The 22,437-nt window shown below is 41.5% G+C and carries 22 protein-coding genes and 1 tRNA gene; 10 read left to right on the top strand and 13 right to left on the bottom strand.

Annotated features, from left to right (window positions below; all coding sequences use genetic code 11):
* Positions 1-17 precede the first annotated feature (17 nt).
* Positions 18-284: a hypothetical protein gene (locus G3RUM_RS02860; RefSeq protein ID WP_129735184.1), complete on the bottom strand. Its 267-nt coding sequence runs from the start codon at positions 282-284 to the stop codon at positions 18-20.
* An 85-nt stretch (positions 285-369) separates the two neighbouring features.
* Here G3RUM_RS02860 and G3RUM_RS02855 point away from each other — a divergent pair, with 85 nt between their 5' ends.
* Positions 370-765: a hypothetical protein gene (locus G3RUM_RS02855; RefSeq protein ID WP_129735182.1), complete on the top strand. Its 396-nt coding sequence runs from the start codon at positions 370-372 to the stop codon at positions 763-765.
* A gap of 287 nt (positions 766-1,052) precedes the next feature.
* Here G3RUM_RS02855 and G3RUM_RS02850 read toward each other — a convergent pair whose 3' ends face one another.
* Positions 1,053-1,955 (bottom strand): cation diffusion facilitator family transporter, encoded by a 903-nt coding sequence (locus G3RUM_RS02850; protein WP_129735181.1) that lies wholly within the window; start codon positions 1,953-1,955, stop codon positions 1,053-1,055.
* Positions 1,956-2,386: 431 nt separating this feature from the next.
* Between G3RUM_RS02850 and G3RUM_RS02845 the strand changes: the two genes are divergently transcribed.
* On the top strand, positions 2,387-3,052 hold the full coding sequence (locus G3RUM_RS02845) for a hypothetical protein (protein ID WP_129735179.1): 666 nt from the start codon (positions 2,387-2,389) through the stop codon (positions 3,050-3,052).
* 64 nt (positions 3,053-3,116) lie between these two features.
* On the opposite strand, the gene G3RUM_RS02840 is transcribed toward G3RUM_RS02845, so the two are convergent.
* The 3 genes from G3RUM_RS02840 to G3RUM_RS02830 are packed head-to-tail and all read right to left on the bottom strand — an operon-like array spanning position 3,117 to position 7,885.
* Positions 3,117-6,260: an ABC transporter ATP-binding protein/permease gene (locus G3RUM_RS02840; protein ID WP_129735177.1), complete on the bottom strand. Its 3,144-nt coding sequence runs from the start codon at positions 6,258-6,260 to the stop codon at positions 3,117-3,119.
* A gap of 49 nt (positions 6,261-6,309) precedes the next feature.
* On the bottom strand, positions 6,310-7,233 hold the full coding sequence (locus G3RUM_RS02835; protein ID WP_129735175.1) for a sensor histidine kinase: 924 nt from the start codon (positions 7,231-7,233) through the stop codon (positions 6,310-6,312).
* A complete protein-coding gene (locus G3RUM_RS02830) occupies positions 7,226-7,885 on the bottom strand; it encodes a response regulator transcription factor (RefSeq protein WP_129735173.1) in 660 nt (219 codons plus the stop codon). Before G3RUM_RS02830 ends, G3RUM_RS02835 begins: the two co-directional genes overlap by 8 nt.
* A 103-nt stretch (positions 7,886-7,988) precedes the next feature.
* Between G3RUM_RS02830 and G3RUM_RS02825 the strand changes: the two genes are divergently transcribed.
* The 5 genes from G3RUM_RS02825 to G3RUM_RS02805 are packed head-to-tail and all read left to right on the top strand — an operon-like array spanning position 7,989 to position 12,820.
* Entirely contained in the window at positions 7,989-8,714 is a 726-nt protein-coding gene (locus tag G3RUM_RS02825; RefSeq protein ID WP_129735171.1) for a polyphosphate polymerase domain-containing protein, read from the top strand.
* Positions 8,707-9,378, top strand: coding sequence for a DUF4956 domain-containing protein (locus G3RUM_RS02820; RefSeq protein ID WP_129735169.1), 672 nt, complete (start codon positions 8,707-8,709; stop codon positions 9,376-9,378). Before G3RUM_RS02825 ends, G3RUM_RS02820 begins: the two co-directional genes overlap by 8 nt.
* On the top strand, positions 9,379-10,884 hold the full coding sequence (locus G3RUM_RS02815) for a carbohydrate-binding domain-containing protein (RefSeq protein ID WP_129735167.1): 1,506 nt from the start codon (positions 9,379-9,381) through the stop codon (positions 10,882-10,884). It begins immediately after the preceding gene.
* Positions 10,885-10,923: 39 nt separating this feature from the next.
* A complete protein-coding gene (locus tag G3RUM_RS02810) occupies positions 10,924-11,874 on the top strand; it encodes a histidine kinase N-terminal 7TM domain-containing protein (RefSeq protein ID WP_129735165.1) in 951 nt (316 codons plus the stop codon).
* On the top strand, positions 11,864-12,820 hold the full coding sequence (locus G3RUM_RS02805) for a CAP domain-containing protein (protein ID WP_129735163.1): 957 nt from the start codon (positions 11,864-11,866) through the stop codon (positions 12,818-12,820). The genes G3RUM_RS02810 and G3RUM_RS02805 overlap by 11 nt, the downstream gene beginning before the upstream one ends.
* On the opposite strand, the gene G3RUM_RS02800 is transcribed toward G3RUM_RS02805, so the two are convergent.
* Both G3RUM_RS02800 and G3RUM_RS02795 read right to left on the bottom strand, forming a co-directional pair.
* Entirely contained in the window at positions 12,799-13,731 is a 933-nt protein-coding gene (locus tag G3RUM_RS02800) for a serine hydrolase (RefSeq protein WP_129735161.1), read from the bottom strand. The genes G3RUM_RS02805 and G3RUM_RS02800 overlap by 22 nt on opposite strands.
* Positions 13,728-15,182 (bottom strand): CapA family protein, encoded by a 1,455-nt coding sequence (locus tag G3RUM_RS02795; RefSeq protein ID WP_129735159.1) that lies wholly within the window; start codon positions 15,180-15,182, stop codon positions 13,728-13,730. The genes G3RUM_RS02800 and G3RUM_RS02795 overlap by 4 nt, the downstream gene beginning before the upstream one ends.
* An 86-nt stretch (positions 15,183-15,268) precedes the next feature.
* Here G3RUM_RS02795 and G3RUM_RS02790 point away from each other — a divergent pair, with 86 nt between their 5' ends.
* A complete protein-coding gene (locus tag G3RUM_RS02790) occupies positions 15,269-17,224 on the top strand; it encodes a glycoside hydrolase family 97 protein (RefSeq protein ID WP_129735157.1) in 1,956 nt (651 codons plus the stop codon).
* Between the two features lie 7 nt (positions 17,225-17,231).
* Here the strand turns inward: G3RUM_RS02790 and G3RUM_RS02785 are convergent, their stop codons facing one another.
* The 3 genes from G3RUM_RS02785 to G3RUM_RS02775 all read right to left on the bottom strand — a co-directional run bounded on the left by G3RUM_RS02785 (position 17,232) and on the right by G3RUM_RS02775 (position 18,419).
* Positions 17,232-17,777: a M48 family metallopeptidase gene (locus G3RUM_RS02785; RefSeq protein ID WP_129735155.1), complete on the bottom strand. Its 546-nt coding sequence runs from the start codon at positions 17,775-17,777 to the stop codon at positions 17,232-17,234.
* Positions 17,777-18,268 (bottom strand): P-loop nucleotide/nucleoside kinase family protein, encoded by a 492-nt coding sequence (locus G3RUM_RS02780; protein WP_129735153.1) that lies wholly within the window; start codon positions 18,266-18,268, stop codon positions 17,777-17,779. The genes G3RUM_RS02785 and G3RUM_RS02780 overlap by 1 nt, the downstream gene beginning before the upstream one ends.
* 75 nt (positions 18,269-18,343) lie before the next feature.
* A tRNA-Trp gene (locus G3RUM_RS02775) sits at positions 18,344-18,419 on the bottom strand.
* 52 nt (positions 18,420-18,471) lie between these two features.
* Here G3RUM_RS02775 and G3RUM_RS02770 point away from each other — a divergent pair.
* Both G3RUM_RS02770 and G3RUM_RS02765 read left to right on the top strand, forming a co-directional pair.
* Positions 18,472-19,698 (top strand): glycosyltransferase family 4 protein, encoded by a 1,227-nt coding sequence (locus G3RUM_RS02770; protein WP_164998349.1) that lies wholly within the window; start codon positions 18,472-18,474, stop codon positions 19,696-19,698.
* 1 nt (position 19,699) lies between these two features.
* Positions 19,700-20,899, top strand: a complete 1,200-nt coding sequence (locus G3RUM_RS02765; RefSeq protein WP_129735149.1) for a glycoside hydrolase family 57 protein — start codon at positions 19,700-19,702, stop codon at positions 20,897-20,899.
* On the opposite strand, the gene G3RUM_RS02760 is transcribed toward G3RUM_RS02765, so the two are convergent.
* The 3 genes from G3RUM_RS02760 to G3RUM_RS02750 all read right to left on the bottom strand — a co-directional run bounded on the left by G3RUM_RS02760 (position 20,896) and on the right by G3RUM_RS02750 (position 22,401).
* The gene (locus G3RUM_RS02760) at positions 20,896-21,621 is read right to left on the bottom strand and encodes a coenzyme F420-0:L-glutamate ligase (protein ID WP_129735147.1); all 726 of its coding nucleotides are present in this window, start codon (positions 21,619-21,621) and stop codon (positions 20,896-20,898) included. The two genes, G3RUM_RS02765 and G3RUM_RS02760, sit on opposite strands and share 4 nt — an antisense overlap.
* A gap of 48 nt (positions 21,622-21,669) precedes the next feature.
* Entirely contained in the window at positions 21,670-21,879 is a 210-nt protein-coding gene (gene rpmG / locus G3RUM_RS02755; RefSeq protein ID WP_129735145.1) for a 50S ribosomal protein L33, read from the bottom strand.
* Between the two features lie 330 nt (positions 21,880-22,209).
* Positions 22,210-22,401 carry a hypothetical protein gene (locus G3RUM_RS02750; protein ID WP_129735143.1) on the bottom strand — a complete coding sequence of 64 codons (192 nt, stop codon included), beginning with the start codon at positions 22,399-22,401 and terminating at the stop codon, positions 22,210-22,212.
* Positions 22,402-22,437 lie beyond the last annotated feature (36 nt).

Here is a 22,437-nt window from a genome sequence, read left to right as displayed (position 1 = left end):
TCAGGCTTACATTATACTTAGCTAAGCATTTTATCTAGTTCATCTAACTTCCTGGTTCTCGCGTCAGATTCGTCTTTCATCAGTTGTTTGTATTCTTCTTCATTTAGACTTTTAATCCAGAGCAGCTCTTTCATTTCGCCTGTATAGAGCATTTCTTCCGCCTCTACTTCCATGAGTGATGTACGATTATCGACTTCGTTGTCGGGTACATCTATCTTAGGCATAGAGCGATACTCTGGTATATATTTCGCATTTAGGTATTTCATCAAAACTAGTTTCTTCATATTTTAATTTTTGCTCGCCTAGCAGTTTTGGGGATTTATTTTTCAAAGCAGAGCGGGATAATTGAAATAAAACGAGGAGAACGAAATGAGCAGAAATGACATCCCTAAGTATTCGCAACAATCTGTTTATTTACAGGAGGCAAAATCATCGTTTGATAAATTCGATGATAAAGGTTTTGCTAAGCTGAATAAGATTGCAGAACACGCCTCAATTTTTCGCAGACAAACTTCTTACATTGATAAAAAAATATTGCCATTTATGTATGATAACGGTCTTTTTACAGGTAGTGATTATTGGATTGACGGTTTAGAGTGGTTAGAGCAGAAAACGAAAGACGGAATCGAGAAGCTTGACCTTAATAACACCCTCGTCCTTTTGACGTCAGCTTTGGCGAGAGATGACAATAAAGGTGCTGAATATTGGTATCGTAGCGGCATAACTGCCCAACTGCTTAGGCACTTGTTGCAACTGAGGGGTTAGTCGTCCAATTCTGGCATTATATCTTCGTTCAGTTCTAGCTTACCGTCGACTTCGCATAACTCACATTCAATATTCGTCATAGTAATTTAATTTTTCTCCACTTATCCCCATTAATATATCGGGTAAGTGTTAAAACGGCAAAACGGACAAAACGGCATTTATGACGTAATTGTCTGGCTCTCTGGATTATAGTCCTCTAGTCGATTGCGGATGTCTTCCTTGTAGATGGTTAAAGCTTGCTTAATTTGCCCCAGCCAAGCATGAGTTTGATAAATCCTCGGGGCTTTTTATTTACAGATCTTTTCTTCGCATTTCTCGTCTGTCTGCTCAATCTCTATCACTGAGTGCGAAATACCATGTTTTTTTAAAACATTCTTCACACTGTTCTTGATCTTTTTATCGTATTTTTGAACTACAACATGGAGTGAGGCGTGGTTTTCGTTGCCGTCTGCGCTCCTAACATGGATGTGGTGGATGTCTACAATGCCTTTAATTTGTTTAATATCCGTTTTGACCTCCTCTAGGTTTAGATTTTTTGGTGTAATTTCTAGAAATATCACTACTATTTCGCGTAAGTTTTTGGCGGCTTCAACCAAGATAAAGGATGCGACACCTAGCGTGAGGATCGGATCTATGATCGCTATTCCGGTAAATTTCATCGCAATGGAGCCGATTAGTACCACTGCCCAGCCTAGAACGTCTTCTAGCATATGGAGATTTACTGATTTTTGGTTTAATGAATCACCCTCACGCGTAACATAGCTTGCGATGCCATTTACGACTAGACCAATAATCGCAAAAATAACCATGCCATTATAGTCTATCTCGACAGGATTAATTATTCGCTTGGTTGCTTCATAAATTACAAATGCAGAGCCGACAAGTAGGATTATGGTTGTAATAATACTGCCAACTAATGAATATCTCGCATAGCCGTAAGTGTGTTTTTCGTCCGGACTTTTTCTGCTTTTTTGTTCTAGACCATATGCGATTCCAATACTTAGGGCATCGCCAAGGTCGTGGACTGCGTCGGAAGTAATAGCAATACTTCCGGTGATGATGCCGCCTACGAACTCAAAGATTGAAAAACTTGCATTTAGAAGAAATGCTATAAATATATTTTTCTCGGTTTTATATGCATTGTGATGTGGATGGTGTGCATGCCCCGAGCCATGAAGAGATTTATCCATAAAATCCTTTTTGACTATTAATAGATTATCAAGATTTAGAGAATAAAGATTAATTTCCGTATCGCGATAAGGAAATAATAATGATACGTACTTGTTAGTATTATATCATAAATTAGCTAGAGTACTTGTTTTATGCTTTTCGGACCTAAACTTATTTAGTCGATTGTTAAAGCCTGCTTAATTTGCCCCAGCCAATAAAATATTCTTGACGTTTTGTCAAGATTTTTTGTAGAAAACCATAATTATTATTGACAGATATTAAAAAGTGTGGTATAATGAGAGCATGCTCGTGAGAATGAGCACGTATCTTAAACTTTTGCTTTTAGTAATGATTAGAAATGAGAGTTTTGCGACTCACCCTGTTTATCAATCAAAAATAGATAGAGTGAGTTTCAAAACTCAAAAAATATTCTTACAAGAGGTGCATCTTTATGAAAAAGAAATCCGCTATCATCCCGATCATCACTCTGGTAGTCTCGATGAGTATTATCGTCGCTGCTGCGGCGGTCTATATTTCATCGCAGGCTCGCATGAGCCTCTTCAGCGGACGTATCGAACAACCCGCGTCTAAACCCGATGACCCAAAACTTGTCCTGAAGGTCTCCGGCCAAAACCTCGGCCAGGACGGTAGCGTCGCCGCCTACAACGAAGCTGTTTTCCCTATCCTTACCAACGTTATTAGTAACTACGGGTATGGACCCAGCGTCTATCTCGACGAAGACGGTAGGGAGCCGCTCAGCGCCCCGAGTTTCGTCTTGTCTGCTGAGAACGGCGATGTCAAGAATGTTTACTACAAGATCTCAGTACAAGGCAATGATAAAATTGCCGAAGCTCTGAAATTTGGTATAACAATCAAGTACCTCGACGATAACGGACATTATTCCTATCTCAGCCACATAGACTCAGTGGCGTATCGCCAAACCGAGACTACGCCGCTTCCTCTGAAGTCCGAGAGAAGTGATGTTCTTAAGGGCGAAGACGTCGAAATCTTTGTTTCGGCTTGGGTAGATTCATACGCTCTGGCGGAAGTGGGCGATTATGACGAAAACATGAGTTTCAACGTGGGAATCGTGTTTTTCACTAGAGAACTCAGCTAACCAGACTACCTAAAAGCAAAACCCAAAGCGCAGCTTTACCGCTGCGCTTTTCTCCGCCTCAAATTTATTCGCTTCGGAGTGCCTCTACAGGATCTTTTTTACTGGCCGAACGTGCCGGAATCAACCCACCAATCAAAGTCAAAACAACGCTGAGTGCCACCAAGAATAACGCTGTTTTCGGGTCTAGCGCTGCGCTTAAAGGTATATCCCCCGTGAAGTGATGCAGCACTAGATTGATAATCGGAATCAGAAGATAAGAAATTGTCACACCAAATAATCCAGATAGTAGCCCAATAATAAACGTCTCTGCATTAAAGATGGACGAAATATTGTGCTTGCTGGCTCCAATTGCGCGCAAAATGCCAATCTCCTTTTTGCGCTCATATACCGAAATGTAAGTAATTACCCCAATCATAATTGACGACACCACTAGAGAAATGGAAACAAACGCAATCAATACATAGCTCACCGCATCTACAATCGTTTTTACCGACGACATTAACACCCCAGTCGTATCAGAACAATCTATCACCTTGTCGTCCATGCCTAGCGCACGCATTTTCTCGTTGTAATCGTCTAAAAATTCCATGAAATGCGTTTTTCCATCAAAGCTCCAGAAATAAAACGCCATTTCGGTAGGGTCGTCCAAATCCTGGTAGCCAAGAGTGGATAAATTCGTGGCCAAGGTCGACTTTGTCTTTGTGAACATCGCCGTAACCACGCGCGACAACTCGTCTTCTGAAAAATTCAGCTTAAATGCGCCAATAATCGCATTTTGGTCCACAGAAAAGGCGTCTGCAAAACTACTAGACAGATATGCAGTTAAGCCACCAATTTTTGTTAGTACTTCTTGTTGCAAGGATAAATTAGTGGCCGCCCCCGCCAAATTATCAAACACCGTCGCAACTTCCGCCTTATTTAAATAGTCTGCCACCGATATAGTTTCGTGCGCCAGCATGGCCTCCAGATAACTTGCGAGATATCCTTTCAAGAGCCCAGTATAGGTGCTTTTAAGATTCTCCTCTGGCAGAGAGTATGCTGCCTCCAGGTCCGCCAAACTTTTTTCAGTCATAAAATCATCCACAAAATCCATTAAAATCCCCGGAGCGGTTTCTGGATTCATCAAATCTGCAATATCAATCTCGCCGCTACTGATTTTTGCAAGCAACTCATCAATCATCTCGTCGGTCAGTGTCGTAAACTTATTCTCTAGGGTGTTACGAATTTCTGGCATTTTATTGATCCCGTCGGTGATTTCGCCCGAAACTTCATTCATATACTCGCGTGTTTTGGCGCTCACCGCGTTTTGGTCTATCTTCACCCCAAACGCTTGCGACAAGGCCGCCTCATCTATAGATACCAAATCCGAGAACCCAAAATCAAAATCATTCCCCTCTTCGCCAAACTTCGTATTGGAAAATATATCCAGTTCCGGATTCGCCAGCTGTTTTTTCACAATCTCCGTTTCGCTAGCTTTCTCAATAATATGCGTTACTAGACTCGGTAAATATGCCACACCACTGCCGGAAGACAACATTTCCGAATTCACTACAGCCACGCCGGTAATTTTTAGCTTTTCTGAATCATTATAGATTTGTCGCATATAGTCTTTGTTGCTAGCCATATCTTCGTACACGTCGTATTTGCTGTTAAATTTATAGGTTTCCGTCGCCGGTACCAAGCGGAGGTCTACGCCCATCAAATCATCATAGGTTAATTCTAGCGGCTCGTTATGTATATCCGCATTTTCTCCGCTCATAATTTTTGACACGATTTTATTTAACTCGTTGGTATCATGGAATCCTAATGAATAAGTCAAAAGTTCCGAAATCTCGCCCTTACTACTCAATACTACCATCAGCTCGTTATATTTTTCCGGATATCGCCCTGCCAACAGTTCTGTATCATTTTGCAAGTTCTCCAACTCTATTTGTTGGAACACCGAAGTCATCGACGAATAGTTCCTCAGTAGCGACGTTTCTCCCACTAGTGACGTAAACAAAGTACTAGGATTTACCTTTGCCACTGCGCCGGTCGCATCTTCGGTATAGATTAATGGGTCCACATTATATTCATATTCTAGTAGGCGGATGTCATCTTGTATCTCCGCTTTGTGCGTCTCCAAATATTCTGCAAAGCTCGGCAAATCGTTATTCGACACTGTCCCTAGCGTAGACGTTAAAATCTGGTTTTCTTTCAGCTTGTCGCCATTTTGGCCACCAGAGTTACTACTAGTTAAGCTTAGCAATATCCCGGTGAGGTCCGCCGATTCTTTTTGTAAGGCTAGCGGATAGGAGGTCAGTGTGTCTTCTTCTATCTTGTCGATATAGTTTTGGAAACCAGTAGACACCGCAGAAATCAGTGCAATTCCAATAATCCCAATCGACCCCGCAATCGCTACCAATATAGTGCGTGCCTTTTTGGTGAGTAAATTCCGCATCGATAGCCCAAATGCCGTGAAAAATGACATTTTGGTCTTCTTGGATTTTTTCTCTGATTCAATCAAATCCAAATCCGTTTTAATTTTGCCATCATACGGATCTGAATCCGCCGTAATTTTTCCGTCTTTCAAGTTGATAATTCTCGTAGCATATTCGTCGGCTAGTTCTGGATTGTGCGTCACCATTATTACTAGCTTCTCCTTGGCAATTTCTTTTAAAAGATCCATAATCTGTACGCTAGTCTCTGAATCTAGTGCACCGGTTGGTTCGTCGGCTAGTAATATATCTGGGTCGTTCACTAAGGCTCGCGCTATTGCCACCCGTTGCATTTGCCCACCAGACAGTTGTGCCGGTAGCTTATGAATATGCTCTTGTAGCCCTACTTCTTTTAGCACTTTCTTGGCGCGTCGCAAAGATTCTTTCTTGGATATGCCAGACAAAGTTAAAGCCAATCGTACGTTTGCTAGTACTGTTTGGTGCGGGATTAGATTGTAGCTTTGGAATACAAAACCAATTCGATGATTACGATAGCTATCCCAATCCTTGTTCTTAAATTTTTTAGTGCTTTTCTCGTTGATGATTAGGTCGCCACTAGTATATTGGTCTAAACCACCAATAATATTTAAAAGGGTGGTCTTGCCAGACCCAGAAGGGCCCAAAATTGCCGCAAATTCACTGGTGCGAAAGTTAATCTTCACATTATTTAGTACCTTGTGCTTTAGTCCACCAGTGTTGTAGACCTTCGTAACTCCCCGAACCTCTAGCATGTTAGCTCAATTATAGCACGTTTTTGGCGCAGCATTTTTGTTGCTTATGCTAAAATTTTAACGTGAACTTTGTCTTATTGTCTCTATTCTCGACGGTTAAGCCCCACCCATTCCTATCGGCTAAACTTTTAGCAATGGATAATCCTAGCCCCACACCTTCGGCGCTTTTATCCGCTTGATAAAACCTCTCAAAAATGTGTGGTAAATCTTTTTCGGAAATTGTGGCCCCATCATTTGCCACAATTAATTCGTGGCTATTTAAAGTTAAATCAATTCGCTTGTCAGAATATTTTATCGCATTGTCCACCAAAATTTCTAATATTTGAATAAAGTCTGCTGCATTAATTTTTATTTTACCAGTAGCTACAATGCCCTTTTCAAACTTTATCCCTATCATTCGCGGCTTCATGCTCTCTAAAGATTTTTCTGTTAACTCCGTCAAATCTACTTCTTTCATTGACACGTCCGTTATCAAATCCGTCCGCGCTAAGCTTAATAATTCCCCATTCAATTCCGTCAGCTTTGCGGTTTCCTTTTCTACGTTCGAGATCCATTTATTGTCCTTAATATCTGCTGCTTCCAAATTCGCTGCAATTGCCGCTAGCGGCGTCTTAATTTCGTGCGATGCATTAGCGATAAATACTTTTTGTGCCTCATATGCTTCGCGCACTGGTTTAATCGCCTCTTCAGCTAAATAATATGACACGAACGCCACAATTAAATCTATTGCTATGCCTGAAACAATTAGCATTACTAAAAGCTCTCGTGCTGCGATGTTTTTTTCATTTTGGATGCGATCCTCGATCAGCTCCTCCACCTCGCCGGAATAATTTGTTGAATTTTCTGGCATCGGTGGCCGATGGTTTGCCGAATGAGTAGATATTACATAGATGGACGCAAACACCACCAGAATCACCAACGAAGTGATACTTAAATTAATGAAAATTAATCGATTACGTAGCTTTCTAAACATTGGTTAACTTATACCCCAAATTTCTAATAGTCTTGATTTGTGCGCGCGATTTAAGAGCCTTCAACTTCTTCCGCAGATAACTCATATATACCTCTACATAGTTTTCATCAAACTCTGCTTCGCTTCCCCACACGTGTGCCAGAATTTGCTCTTTCGTTACGGCCGACCCCGGTACCTTAATCAACATTTCAAAAATTCCGGCCTCTTTGTCGGTCAACTCTATACTATTTAGAGTGCGGTTAGTAAGGTCAAACTTTAAGTCTTCGTAACTAATCACCTTAGCATCTACTAGTGGCGGCCGTCGCGTCAAGGCATTCAATCTAGCAATTAATTCTGAAGTTTTGAACGGCTTCGCTAAATAATCATCCGCGCCAAGATCTAGCCCCTTAATCTTATCTTCCACCTCATTCAAAGCCGAAAGCATAATCACTGGTGTCTTAACTCCCCGTTCACGGATAGTTTTCAATATCTCTAAACCCGATATCTTTGGCAGCATGATATCCAACACTATGGCGTCGTAATTTGGCTTTAACGCCAAGTCTAACCCTTCTTCGCCATCCGCCGCCCAGTCTACTGCGATTTTTTCTTTTTTCAAAAGATGTATCACGGCCTCAGCCAAAAATTTTTCATCTTCTACGTACAATATTCTCATACTGCCATTATAATATACTTAAATTAAACGAAACTTAAAATAAACGCAGATACCTGAATAAATTTTAATAACTTTTTAAGCTTCACATAATATAATAATACACATGGAAACCAAAGTATTTGACCGGATCGAAAAAAAGTATCTCATTACTGCTACCGAAAAGAAAAAGTTTTTGAAGGTCATCCGTAAATATATGAAACCTGACAGCTATCATAAGTCTGAAGTTTTGAATCTCTACTTTGACAACGATAACTACGATTTGATTATTCAGTCTATTGACCACCCGGAGTTTAAAGAAAAACTGCGTGCTCGTAGTTATGGCGGGTATGACCGTGTTTTTCTGGAAATCAAAACCAAAATCAAGGGCCAAGACGCTAATGTCGGGTACAAACGTCGCGTCATGGCTACCCATAAGGACTTTTCCGAACTCACCAGCGGCAAAACTACTCTCGCTGAACTTTCCATGCGTTCGATTGAAAATAGCAATGATTTTCAAATCGCTCGAGAAGTAGATTATCTAATAGGACATTTTAGTCTCAAACCAAAGATTTTAATTACCTATAGTCGTGAAAGTTACAAGGGTGACGACGAGCTCCGTATTACTTTTGATGAAAATCTTAAATATCGCAACCAAAATTTAAGTTTTATTAAAGGAAAGCGTGATAAAATTTATTTTAAGGATAAACGTAACATTATTATGGAGGTGAAAGCTCACGGGGTTATTCCACTTTGGTTAGTACAACTCATGTCGGAAGCTAAGATCTATCCGCAACAATTCTCAAAAATTGGTAAAGTATACGAAAAATTAAGAAAGGAAAAAAATGTTTAATAGTGTATTCGATTCAACTACTACTGGGCTTAGTATTACCACAGGCCTAATCTGCGCTGCTGTGGCGCTAGTGCTAGGCATAGTAATTGCCATTACCCACATGAAGACTTCTCAAACTACTAAAGGTTTTCTTACTACCCTTGCCACTTTACCGTTACTCGTAATGGCCGTAATGATTATGATTAATGGGAATCTTGGCACGTCTATTGCTATCCTAGGTGCGTTTTCATTAATTCGCTTTCGCTCCATTCAAGGGCAAGCCAAAGATCTGCTTAGTGTATTTTTCGCAATGATGGTGGGGCTAGCCTGCGGCATGGGTCATATTCTATTTGCCGTAGTCATTACCGTAATTGCGGTAATCGCCATCCTTATCTTTTCTTACACTCATTTCCTGGAGCCCAACAAAAAACAACGTGTGCTGAAGATCGTCGTGCCTGAAGATTTAGACTATGAAGAAGTTTTTGATGAAATTTTTCAAAAGTATACTTCTCGCGCTGAACTCACTCGCATGAAAACTATGAATATGGGCAGCCTGTATAAACTCACTTATGATATCACCATGAAAGGCGGCGTCAAAGAAAAAGAGTTCCTCGATGAAATTCGTATCAAAAATTGTAATCTCAAAGTTCTGCTCTCTCACCCTTGCATGGAAGAGGAGATATAAATGGCCGAAGAAAAGAACAACAGCTCTTTCTGGGGAGAAGTTCCCAACAATGGCTCGCCTCGTACCGAACCTAAAAAAACTTCCGGATTTAAATTTGATAAAAAATGGCTCTTAGCTGGCTTATTGGTAGTTGCCGTCCTAACAACAGCAGTCATAGTAAATCTAAACCACGACAATAATACGTCTACCAGCACTAGTTCATTAGATATCGACAATGGCGACCTCAAAATCAATTGGGAACGTTATTCTACCACTAATATTGAACTTTCTGAAAGTCTAACCATCACAAGTTCTGGCATTTATCACATCACTGGTTCATTGGAAGATGGCGGTATTTCGATTGATGCCGGGAACGAAGGCGTAGTAAAATTAATATTAGATAACGTTTCAATTAAAAATTCTTCTGGCCCAGCTGTTAGCTGCATTTCGGGTAACGATTTAGTAATCGAACTAGTCGGCGAAAATTATTTGGAAGACGGTTCCGCCTACTCGGCTGATTTAGATGAAGATGTCAACGGCGTAATTTACTCCAAAGCTGACCTTACCATTGAAGGAGAAGGTGCGGCCAAAATAGTCGCAAACTATCAAGACGGCATTGTGGGAAAAGACGACCTTAAATTTAATGGAGGTACTTATGATATTGATGCTATTGATGACGGTATCCGCGGCAAAGACTCTGTCTATATTGTAGACGGGACATTCAATATAGTGTCTAAAGGTGATTCCATTAAATCTACTAACGATACTGATGCCGGAAAAGGTTTTATTTTAATCGAAAATGGCGATATTTCTATCGCTTCAGGCGATGATGGCATCCACGCCATCCGCAGTTTACTGATTCAAGATGGCAAAATCAATATTACTAAAAGCTATGAGGGCCTAGAAGCGCAAAAAATTATCATTAATAGTGGCGAAATCTCCGTCACTTCCTCCGACGATGGAATCAATGCCGGCGGTAGCTCAGATAATTCTACCAGCAACCCTATGGCCGGCGATGCTAGCTGCGAACTCACTATCAATGGCGGTAATGTTTATGTTAATGCCAGTGGTGACGGCATAGATAGCAATGGTTATATTTATTTCAACGGCGGCAAAGTCGTAGTTGATGGCCCAACCAATAACGGTAACGGTGCGCTTGACTCTGGCATCGGCATCGTAATGAATGGTGGCGAAGTAATCGCGGTGGGTTCCAGCGGAATGGCCGAAACTTTGGGCACTACATCGAGCATCTATAACATCAGTGTCTATCTCTCATCTTCACAGAGCGCCAATACAAAAATTGAGATCAAAAACAGTAACGCCGAAACTATTGTTGAACATACCTCCGCTAAAGTTTTCAATCATTTATCTATTGGTAGTGGTTATTTCAAACTGGGAGAAACTTATACAATCTATCTCAACGGCACCAAATATCAAGATTTTACCATTAGCGATATCGTCACTACAGTGGGTAGTTCCAACTCTAACAACATGATGCCTGGCAGCGGCACCCAAAATCGTAGATAATTATAGAACTTGTGCTATAATTAACGAAAAGGAGGTCATGTGCAATTAATTGTTATTTTACTTACGACAGTGTCTATTCTGACATTCTTGTCTGGAGCCATTACATTTTTTGGTTCCTCCAAAAAAGATCGTGTGCGCTCCGCCTGGTTCTTTTTGGCTGCCATTTTTGCCACTGTCTGGATGGCTTCAATTTCTTTGTTTTTGACCGCCGACGCGAGCTGGTATGATGTTATCAGCTGGCATGTAAATTGGACTTTTGTCAGCGCTATTCTTATCGACGTCGCTTTCTTAGGCTACGCCGCTTGGTCCGAAAAATACGGTCGCATCGCCACCATGATTTTTTTGGTTTTTGGCGTTATTGTAGGTTGCACAATCCTACTTAACCCCGGTGCACTCTATTCCGAAGTTATTTTAGCTAATACGGGTAACCAAGTAACCATGAATATTGGCCCGCTCTACATCTCATATATTGCCTTCTTTAGTACCATTGTTCCGGCCATTGTAGCCATGTTCTTAAAACAATTCTCACGTTCCAGTTCCGAACGCAAACGCGGTGGCGACATTGTTTCTATGGCTAGTTTTGGCATCTCGAGCCTAATAATTCTAGTTTTCAACCTAATCTTGCCATTATTTAATAATTGGAGTTTGATCTGGCTTGGTCCACTGGCACTATCTATTACAATTATTGCCGTTTACTATACCATTCTACGCTATCGTATGTTGAATCTATCTTCTATTTGGCTAAAAATCTTTTCCTATATTGTTATTATTGCTTCTATTGCAATTGTTTATATGATCATTTTTTCAGTTATTTTTGCAGCGTTATTCCGCGGCTCTACGCCTTCCATTGAGGTTATCATCTTAAATTTCATTATGATTCTAATATTCTTGTTGCTAATGCCGGCCATGAATCAATTAATTAATTTTATTCAAGTGCTCATTATGGGGCGAAAGTCTGACAAAAAGAAAGAACTAGGCAATGGAAAATAAAAAACCGTTACGCTCGCGTACTACAATTCTACTTTCCATTAACGCTGCTGCAATTTTGATAGCGGGCGTCTTAATTGCTAGTGCAATTTGGTTTAATGGTGGTATGACTTTTCGTGCCGTCGACGAGCGCTCTGATATAGTTGCCGACGCTACTAGTGAAATGGAACTTTTAGAGTCTGTTTCTGATTCTGATGCCGAAGTCATTACCACTATTATCGGTAATGATGATTATGTCTCCACCACTAGTCATGAATTCGATAACTCTGCTGTGCCCGACGGTAAGCTCTGGAACGAAAAAACCATTACCATTTACGCTACACCAGATACCGACATTTGTGTGGGCGGTGGTCTTTCTAATCTCGGAGAAATGTATTGGCAAACTTCTGACACTAGCGTCATTGGCGGGTTTTATGATTCAGCTCGCACCTGGCTAGGGTACAGCAATGATACTTGCCGCTACCCAGTAATTAATGGCACTGGTACTACCACTATCACTGCTGGTACCTATGACGGTCTAAGAAAGGACTCCATCACTGTTACCGTGATTGATCCACCAGTAGAACAATGGGAACATGAAGTACTAACCTTAGTTAATAAAATCCGTATCAAAAACAACCTTAGACAGTTAGCTTGGGGGGACACTTGTAGTTATGCTGCTGATATTCGAGCTAATGAAACTATGGTTCTTTATGCACATACCCGTCCGGATGGTAGTAGTTGGTCTACGGTTTGTCCAGCTCCAGAATCTGGAGGCATCAGCGGCGAGAATTTAGCCATTGGTAACGCAGCAGTTTCCCCAGCTACCGTTGTGGCGCTTTGGATGGGCTCAGAGTCCCACCGTGCCAATATCCTCAATCCAGAATACACCAAGCTTTCCGTTGGTTTCGTTTTTGATCCGAGTTCTACCTATAGAACCTATTGGTCTCAATTTTTTAGCACATATTGATTTTCAATCATCGTACCAAGTGTTCGTACTTGCTGATAAGAAACATGATTCGTCATTACGACCACAATAAAGTTTCTCTTATCTTCTGAAAATTCCACAATCGCAGCATCATCATAAATATTCCAATATCCTCCATTTGGGTTATAGTCCCAGCCAACTTTGTTATAAACGTTTGCTCTGCTAAAGCCACTTGGTAAACCTTGTCTCCAATTATATTCTGTAATCGGTTGAGTCAAAAACGAATCTTTCATTTGGGCTACCAGATCAGCATTTTCAATATCTGAGTGATAATAATAAATCTTCAGCATTGCCGCTATGTCTTCTGGAGTTGATACCAAATTACCGACACTAGTATCAGAAACGCCAAATTCTTCCTCTACTATTTTTTGCAGTTCTTCATGTCCAATCTCTCGCCATATGGTTTCTGCACAAGGAGAATGAGATTGTCTAATTGCCAAGTCTAAACACTCTTTAATCGTGTACCCAGTGCTTCCAGCTGGTGCATCGGCTTGCCATTCGCCACCTTCTAATCGACGATAGCCCTCATATACCACAAACAGTTTATATAAGGATGCTGTACTGTATTTTTCAGTAGAATTGTAATTTGCCGCTGTCTCATCTCTATCCAAATCGTAAATAAACACTCCCTTATCTCCACCTATGGATTCTGCCCATTCTTCTACAACTGGTTGAAAATCAATTTTTTGGGTCTCCGACTTTACATCCGGATTTAACAATTCTAAATCTTGTGTCACAAGCACTTCAGCTTCACTGTCTTCGACCTCTGACTGATCATCTCCTTCGCTAAAATTATCAACACACAAAATACAACAAACAACAACAGCGGTTGCGACAAACATCCCCAGAAGCACCAAAAACAGCCAAATATTATTCTTCCTTTTTAGGCTCATGGCCTCACTTTTGCCAATCTTTCTATAAACCACTCTGCAGTCCCCTTATCCAATAATTCTGTTTGCATGTTCGCATCATAAACCGTTGGTGTTATTCGAGTCTGTAAAATCTTACCATTATAGAAATAATGTTCTAGCACCAAGCTCCTAGTGGTCCCTGGCCACCAAACTTGATCGAAAAATAAATTTCCCAAACCATAATAAATTTCTCCATCGCCATACAACTCAAATGTCTGTGGTTGATGCGCACTGGTACCAACTACAATATCGGCACCCAAATCTATTAGGTGTCGGAAAAATCCCACCTGGTCACCAGCCGCAGAATCTGCATAGTCACAAGTAGGGTCCTCATACTCAGATGCATAAGCGCTGCATTCATAATATTGAATGTCTACAATCACTATGTCACCACGCTCTTTGGCGGCATTAATCTCGCTAACCGTATTATCTTCATAGTATTGATTAGCCCCCGGCGTATTGCCATACGTGGCCCCACCAGTCGACAAATTATATGCGAGAAAAGTAATACTGTTGTTTTTGTCTTTAATCTCAAGTGGCACAGCCGCTGCATCTGCATTTTTTCCCCCGCCCACTATTTGGATATTGTTTTGCTCGTAGACATCTATGGTATCAAGTGCCGCCTGATTCCCACAATCTTGGTTGTGGTTGCCGGTCAATTCCACCACGTCCAAGCCAATCGCAGTCAAAGTGTCTATAAAACGCGCGTCGGAACATATATTTTCTGATGTGGCAAAATCAGTAAAAGACGACTCGTTTGAAGTGTGGGTGATGTCAAAACCAGCCAAATAATCTTTAATTTTTTCTGCAAAATAAGTTGCGTCTCCCCCTACCGACTGTAATTTTTTATTCATCCCACGGCTTAAAGCCGTCACGCCAGTTTGAGCCATAGTCAACACAGAAGATTTTTCCGGCCAAGTCTTAGCAAAAGCCTCTCCCACTAAAGGTTCGATTTCTTCCGTAAACTTTTCAGAACTAAATTTAATAGTTTGGTAATAAGCTCCTTTATCAAAAGTATCCAAATAGTAATCGCCATCAATGCTCAACAGCTTCTTGGTGAAATCCAAGTCATCAACCGATATCACTTCAACATCATCAAACTCATTGCGATCACTTCGAGCGTCATAAAAGTCTGTCACAGGTACATCAATCCTGTACAGATACTCTCCTTCACCAAGTTCCGGGCGCGTTAGGCTGCTTCCCGCCGAAATGTATACATCCTTATCCAGATCTATCTCTTCTGTAAAAATGCTTTGCAGAATTTCTAACTGCTCCGAACTTAAACTTTCATCATAGTAAACCACTCCTGGGATGCGGAAAATACCTGTTTTTGTGAAAAACTGTATGCCGAAGAACGCTCCGACCGCCACAATCACAAATACTCCCAGCCCCACCAAGAATCTTTTACCTCGACTTCGTCGTCTTAAATTCATAAGCCAATTATATCACAATAAAATCACCACATATAGCAATAGTTTTTTGCTAAATCAGAAAAGCTTATCAGTGTTATAATAAACTTATGTTTAGATGGTTTGTAAAAGATGAGGTTGAAAAAGATGTTTTGTCGCCCGACAAACGCACCCGCTGTAAACTCCTCTTAAAATCTGGCCGTATTTCTTATTCTGTATATAGAGATAATAAAATCATTATTCGTCCTTCTCGCCTTGGTTTCAAAATTTGTGGCGAAAAACCGCTAACAGAAGATTTTAAGCTTGTTCGTGCTCAATCCAAGAGGCACAGTGAGACTATTGAACTTCAATGGGGGGAGGATCGTTTTATTGACAATAACTATACGGAGACTGCCTTTTACTTTACCGAAAGCAAAGGATTTAAACGTATCATGACTTTGAGAATTCGCGTATTTAACAATAGTGTAGCCTTTCGTTACGAAATCCCACCTCAACCCAAATTCCGCCGTATTACTATTAAAGACGAAATTACCGAGTTTAATATAGATCTTAACGCCATAGCCTGGAAAATTCCAGCCTATCAACCAGATCGTTACGAGTATAATTACGAAAAAACCATAGTTTACGATCTCAAAGAATCTGTGCACACCCCACTTACCCTTAAGACTCCTAATGGCTGTTACCTCGCTATTCATGAAGCCGCTCTTTATGACTACGGGTCTATGACTATCAAATTAGATGAAAATCGTAGCCTTAAAACAGACATCACGCCACTTTCTGACGGCACCAAAGCACACGTCGCCCTCCCGTTCCAAACGCCATGGCGTTTAATTATGATCGCCGACTCTGCCATCGAACTCACTACCAATCGTAGCATGTATGCTCTCAATGATGCCCCAAGCCAAGACTTCGGTTGGGTCAAAACTCTAAAATTCATTGGAATTTGGTGGGCTATGTATGTAGGGGAATGGACCTGGGCCCCGGGTGAGCGTCATGGTGCTACTACTGAACATGCCAAAGAATACATTGATGCTGCTGTCCGTCTTGGCATAGCTGGGCTTCTTATAGAAGGATGGAACGAAGGTTGGGAAGGCGACTGGCTCGAAAACGGCATTAATAATAAATTTACCGTCCCTACTTCCGATTTTAATCTAGAAGATGTTGCACGTTATGCCGGACGACATAATATCGAACTAGTCGGTCATCACGAAACAGTTGGTTTTGTCGATAATTACGAGAAACAACTCGAAGCCGCCTATAATTACTATGCCATTAATAATATTCACTATATCAAAACCGGCTATGCCGGTAGCATGATGATGATTAACGGTCGCCGCGAATATCATCATTCCCAATTGGGGGTGCAACACTACCAAAAAACCGTCGAACTGGCCGCCAAAAAACATATCTGCCTAGACATTCATGAGCCAATCAAGGGCACTGGAATTGAGCGCACTTGGCCAAACCTTCTCAGCCGCGAAGGGGCTCGCGGTCAAGAATACGAAGGTGGTGCACTCAGCCCGTCGCATGCTTGTTATTTACCGTACACGCGCTTACTTGCTGGAGGGATGGACTACACAAGTGGCATCTTAGATCTTGCCAATAGTGTTAAGCGTATGGCCACCACGCTTGCTCGCCAGCTTGCTTACTTTGTGACCATTTATTCTGGTATGCAGATGGCCGCAGATCGTCCATTCATCTACGAAGAACGCTTTCCGGACGCATTTAAATTTATTCGTGATGTTCCTACTAATTTCGAAAAAACTGTCCCACTGCTAGGTGAGATTGGGGAATACTATGTTGTTGCGCGCAAAGATCGTAATAGCGAGGACTGGTATGTCGGCGGTGTCACCAACGAAAAGAGTCGCCGCATTCATATTAGCTTAGATTTTTTAAGCGATGGCGTCTATCGTGCTGAAATCTATTCCGATCGCGACGACGCCCACTACCGCGAAAACCCCTTCAGCACTAACATCCAACAAAAACACGTTGGCCGTAATGAATCACTTGATTTATACATAGCCCCCGGTGGCGGATTCGCTATCAGCCTACAAAAACTACGGTAAAGCTACGCTACACTCCCGGACTAAACAGTTTTAATTTTCTCTCGTGTACTTTGTAGTTATGGTCATGTTTGCTAACTTCCGCCCAAAAATCTCTTGAATGGTTCATATGATTAAGATGCGCTAACTCGTGTAATATCACATAATCGCGTAATGCTTCCGGTACTTTCATAAGACCGATATTTAATGAGATTGTACGGTTAGACGAACAACTCCCCCACCTAGTATTCGCATGTGTCAGTCTACATTTATCATACTTGTAGCCGTATAGTTTGGCATAATATTCCAGCCGATAAGGCAAGTATTCCTTCGCTTTTTTCATCAACTGCTTTTTTTGATAATCTCGCGCCCTTTGCTCGTGGGGGTCTTTTATTGGCAATTTTTCACGAATCATTTTACGATTGGTGTTCAAAAATCTTTTGGCCAGAAAATCAGAAGTATAGTTCGGCACACTCATCGCCAACCGTCCAGACGTAGAAATAGAAAATTTAATATTCCTAGCAAGAGGACTTTTTCGTACTATTACTTCGCCAAATTCCTTATCTTCAATAATCATCAACGAGTCTTTGCCAAACCGGCCACCACGTGCTTAGTCTGGGTTTCGAAAGTGTGCTTACCAGACAGGATAATTGGACGCTCAAAATCTGCCGGAGTTTCCAACTCCGCTACAGCTGCGTCGTAGATTTCTTTAGCCTTCTTGACGGTGCGGTATTTTGATTTTAGACGCATTCTAATAGTAGTAAAATCAGTCTGCACCCAAACAAGCGCCGGCCTATAACCGTGATTTCTCAAAATATTACGTACTTCCGTGCGTTCTTTCTCGGTTTTTAATTCACCTTCCACGACAATAGACTGTTTCGCCTTAGTGATAATCTCCAAAATCGATAAGACTGCCTCGTGCGAAAAACCATACTCTTCCCGAATCTCTTCCAAATTGTAATAAGCAAGATTGAATTTTTTTGCAAACTTCTCCGCAAAAGTGGTTTTACCACTACCCGGCGCTCCAAACACCAAAACCGCCCTAAGTTTAGATTTATTACCTTCCATAACATCACTATTGTACCACAGATATATCGCTCGCGGCAAATTTCAGCATATTCATTTTTCAACAAAAAAGAACCCTGGCAGGGGTGGCAAGACTCGAACTCACGACACGCGGTTTTGGAGACCGCTGCTCTACCAACTGAGCTACACCCCTAAATCTCAAAGTTCTCTACCATTCTACCACAAAATATGATAAAATGGTAGAGATGAAAATACTTATGCTAGGTTGGGAGCTTCCGCCACACAACAGCGGCGGACTTGGTGTAGCTTGTCTTAATATGGCTCGTGCCCTTGCTGGGCAAGGTGCCGACATCGATTTTGTTGTCCCGTATGAAGCAGAACATCCAGAGATCAAATTCATGAAGGTTCTATCTGCCACACATTTGGACCCAATTTACCGTTACGGTGGTGGCGCATATGAATCGCTAAAGTTATTAGAAAAAATCATCCCTAGTATCAATAAAGAGGAGCTGCTATCTATTCGCGACGTCCAAAAATCCTATTGTGACTTTGTTGAAAAATACCTCACAGAGTTTAAACCCGATATCGTTCATGCACACGACTGGCTAACTTACGAAGCAGGCGTTCTTGCTAAGAAAAATTTTGGTATTCCTTTAGTTGCTCACGTCCATGCCACCGAATTCGATCGCGCCGGGATGCGTATGGGCAACCCCCTGATACATGAAGTAGAGCGCGAAGGTTTAATGCTTGCTGACCAAATCATCGCCGTGTCAGAAACTACCAAGCGCATTATCCACGATAAATATCACATTCCGTTATCCAAAATTCATGTAGTTTATAATTCATTAGACGAAAATTATGAAAAATCCGATTACAATTTCGACCAAGACGCATACGGCTATTTACGCAAACTCAAAACCACCGGTTATACAGTTGTCTCAACCGTAGGACGCTTTACTATCCAAAAAGGACTCCATAATTTGATGCGCGCTGCAGCCTTAGCGATTTCCAAAAACCCTAAACTAATTTTTGTCTTTGCAGGCGACGGCGAAGAGCGTAATGAACTAGTTGGCCTTGCCGCCGATCTTGGTATTTCTAAAAACGTTATTTTTACTGGTTTTATTCGTGGCAAAAAGCTGCGTGACATTTATTCTATTTCTGACATTTTCGTCATGAGCTCCATCTCTGAACCTTTTGGTCTTACCGCACTCGAAGCCGCACATCATGGCGACGTGTTAATTCTTACTAAACAATCTGGTGTTTCCGAAATTATCTGGTCTGCATTAAAATATGATTTTTGGGATGAGAAAAAACTCGCAGACCAAATCATCGCCGTGTCTCAAAACTCAGCACTCCGTGAAACCTTACAACATAATGTTAAACGTGAATACCATAAAATTTCCTGGGATCAAGTTGCGAAAAAATGTTTGAAGATTTATAATAAAACTATGAAGCATAAGGGGTTTAATTAAGATGCGGGCGATTTGCTTGTATCTACACATCCACCAGCCAGTTCGCTACCGCGAATATTCAATTTTTGATGTTTCCAACGATTCTAACTATTTTAATGATAGTTACGATGGCCGTCAATCTAACGAACGTATCTTTAGGAAAGTTGCCAACAAATCTTACCGCCCAATGTTAGATTTACTCGAAAATAATATGCAAAAGTACCCTGGCTTCAAGGTTTCCTTCTCTATCACCGGCACTTGGCTCGACCAAGCCGAAAAATGGGCGCCCGAACTCATCGCTCAAATTCGTCGCATGGTTAATCGCGGCCAGGCCGAAATTGTTGGCGAAACCTACTACCACTCATTGGCGTTTTTTTATAATCTAGACGAGTTTAACGACCAAGTCGAACAACATGCTCACAAAATCAAAGCAACATTCGGCGTTACTCCCCAAGTTTTTCGCAATACTGAATTCGCCTATAACGATAGCCTTGCCCACTGGGCCGAGGAAAAGGGCTACAAAGGAATACTCGCTGAGGGTTGGGACAAGATTCTCGGCTGGCGCAGCCCTAATTATGTTTATCGTCCAACCGGCTGTCAAAATCTCAAACTACTCCTCAAGAACTATCGCCTTTCAGATGATATTGCTTTTCGATTTTCTAATCGCAACTGGAGCGAATGGCCACTCACCGTGCCAAAATACAAAAATTGGCTTGAAATGGATTGTTTGCGCGGTAATCTAATCAACCTATTCATGGATTTTGAAACTTTTGGCGAGCATCAATGGCAAGATACTGGCATCTTCGATTTCATGAATACCTTAATCCCGGACTGGCTTGCCGAATACGAAAATAAATTCGTTACTGTCTCTGAAGCCTGCGAACTTATGCCAGCTGCCGATGAAATTTCTATGCCAGAAACCATCACTTGGGCCGATACCGAACGTGATTTATCAGCCTGGCTCTCTAACTCCATGCAAACTTCTGCTATGGATGATTTATACGCCATGCGTGAGCAAATTCTCGCCACTAAAGATGCCGGCTTAATCAACGACTGGCGCTACATGACTACCAGTGATCACCCTTATTCCATGTGTACCAAATACTGGAACGATGGCGACGTGCACGCTTACTTCTCGGCCTACGCCTCGCCATACGAAAGCTTCATGTATTTTGAAAACGTCCTCCGCGATCTAGATTATCGTCTATCCAAATACAGCTAAACTTTCGGCAAAACCTCTATAAGCGGTTTATATAGGTCAATCTCTGGCTCGATCTTAAAATCTTTCATTGATGAGTTTTCCGAAAATGGTATCCCGTCATAATCACGTAGAATCACAATCGGCGTACATTCGTCTCCTTCACCCATCAGTAGTACCGCCATCGCAGTCAATGGATCAATTAAATCAACCTTCGTCACTTGCATTTCCCGCCCAAACAAATCTTTTTTGCCACGAATATCATTCAAGGGTTCTATCCCTGCCAACCCTATAGTAATCCCGGTTACGCCCCACCGTAACGGCGTGGTATGAGAATCGGTCGCCACTACCCCCAGCCTTTTGATATTATGGCTTTTTATCAAACGTCGGCGAATTTTTTGACAAAAATTGTCTATGTCTTTTGGCCACAGTACATAATACCCGTCCGCATTGCTCTCGTCTATTCCTGCGGCCGGAATCAGCACATTTTGTGTTACAGCAAGATTCACACTAAAATTGCCCATTGAATTAAAATATGGCAAATACCTATCAGATTCCTGGCGAACTAGGTTGTCTTTCGACACACTGCCGACCTTGCAAGTCCTACCCTGATGGATAGCCATAATTTTTGAAGTAATAAAAACGATATCGCCGTCTCGTATATCCAATGCATCAATAATATCGTAGATATTATCCTTTGGGGCACGGACGATTCGGGTTTTCACTGGCAAAAACTCAATCTTCATAATAGCAACTATTATACATCAAAAATCCCCCTTTCGGGGGGGGGACTATTAGCGTTTCTTTTCCTTGACCTCGTTACGACCTAAGTTTTTCTTAGTCTCTACGAATAGAACATGCTTTCGAAGCACCGGATCATACTTCTTTAAGCTTAGCTTATCAGGAGTATTCATCGTATTTTTCTTCGTATAGTAAGCCCGCACGCCAGACTCTTCTGAAACGAGACCAACCAATTTGCGTTTAGTATTATTCTTCTTTGCCATAATTCCCTTTATTCTACCACACTTCATGAAAAATGGCAAGACTCTCGCCTTGCCATAAATTTTATGAAGACGTCGGTAATATGTAGATCTTACTTGACGCCGCTGCCATTGCAGCATGAGCATCTGTTTCCATTGATTTTGCCAGTCCCATTGCAATTCCGACACTTATTCCAGCTATCAGAACGCCTATAGCTTTGCCTATGAGATTTCTCATCATGCTCTCGCATCAAACGATCTAACTCATGGCTTTCGCCTACAATTACCGCTCCGCATTTTGGGCAAGTTTCGTGCAACCATCTCGCCTCCTTTCAGAAAATAATGGTCAATAGGCTATTTTTTCTTCTTTTGATGTCCACGAATAAGGATAAAAACTACCACCGCAAATAGCAGTATAGCTATACCGCCTATACGGAAACAAAAAGTAGTATAATCTTCATTGCCGCGCGCCAAGGATACGATAACCGATGTAGCTCCACCAAGAGCCAACAAAACGTCAAGGATATAAGCAATCCAAATACCCAATGATCTCACCTCCAAAATAATTAAAGTACAAAATAC

The organism is Candidatus Nanosyncoccus alces, assembly GCF_004138395.1.
GTDB lineage: Bacteria > Patescibacteriota > Saccharimonadia > Saccharimonadales > Saccharimonadaceae > Nanosyncoccus > Nanosyncoccus alces.
Note: the sequence above shows the minus strand (reverse complement) of the source record. Positions and strands in the feature narration are given on the sequence as shown.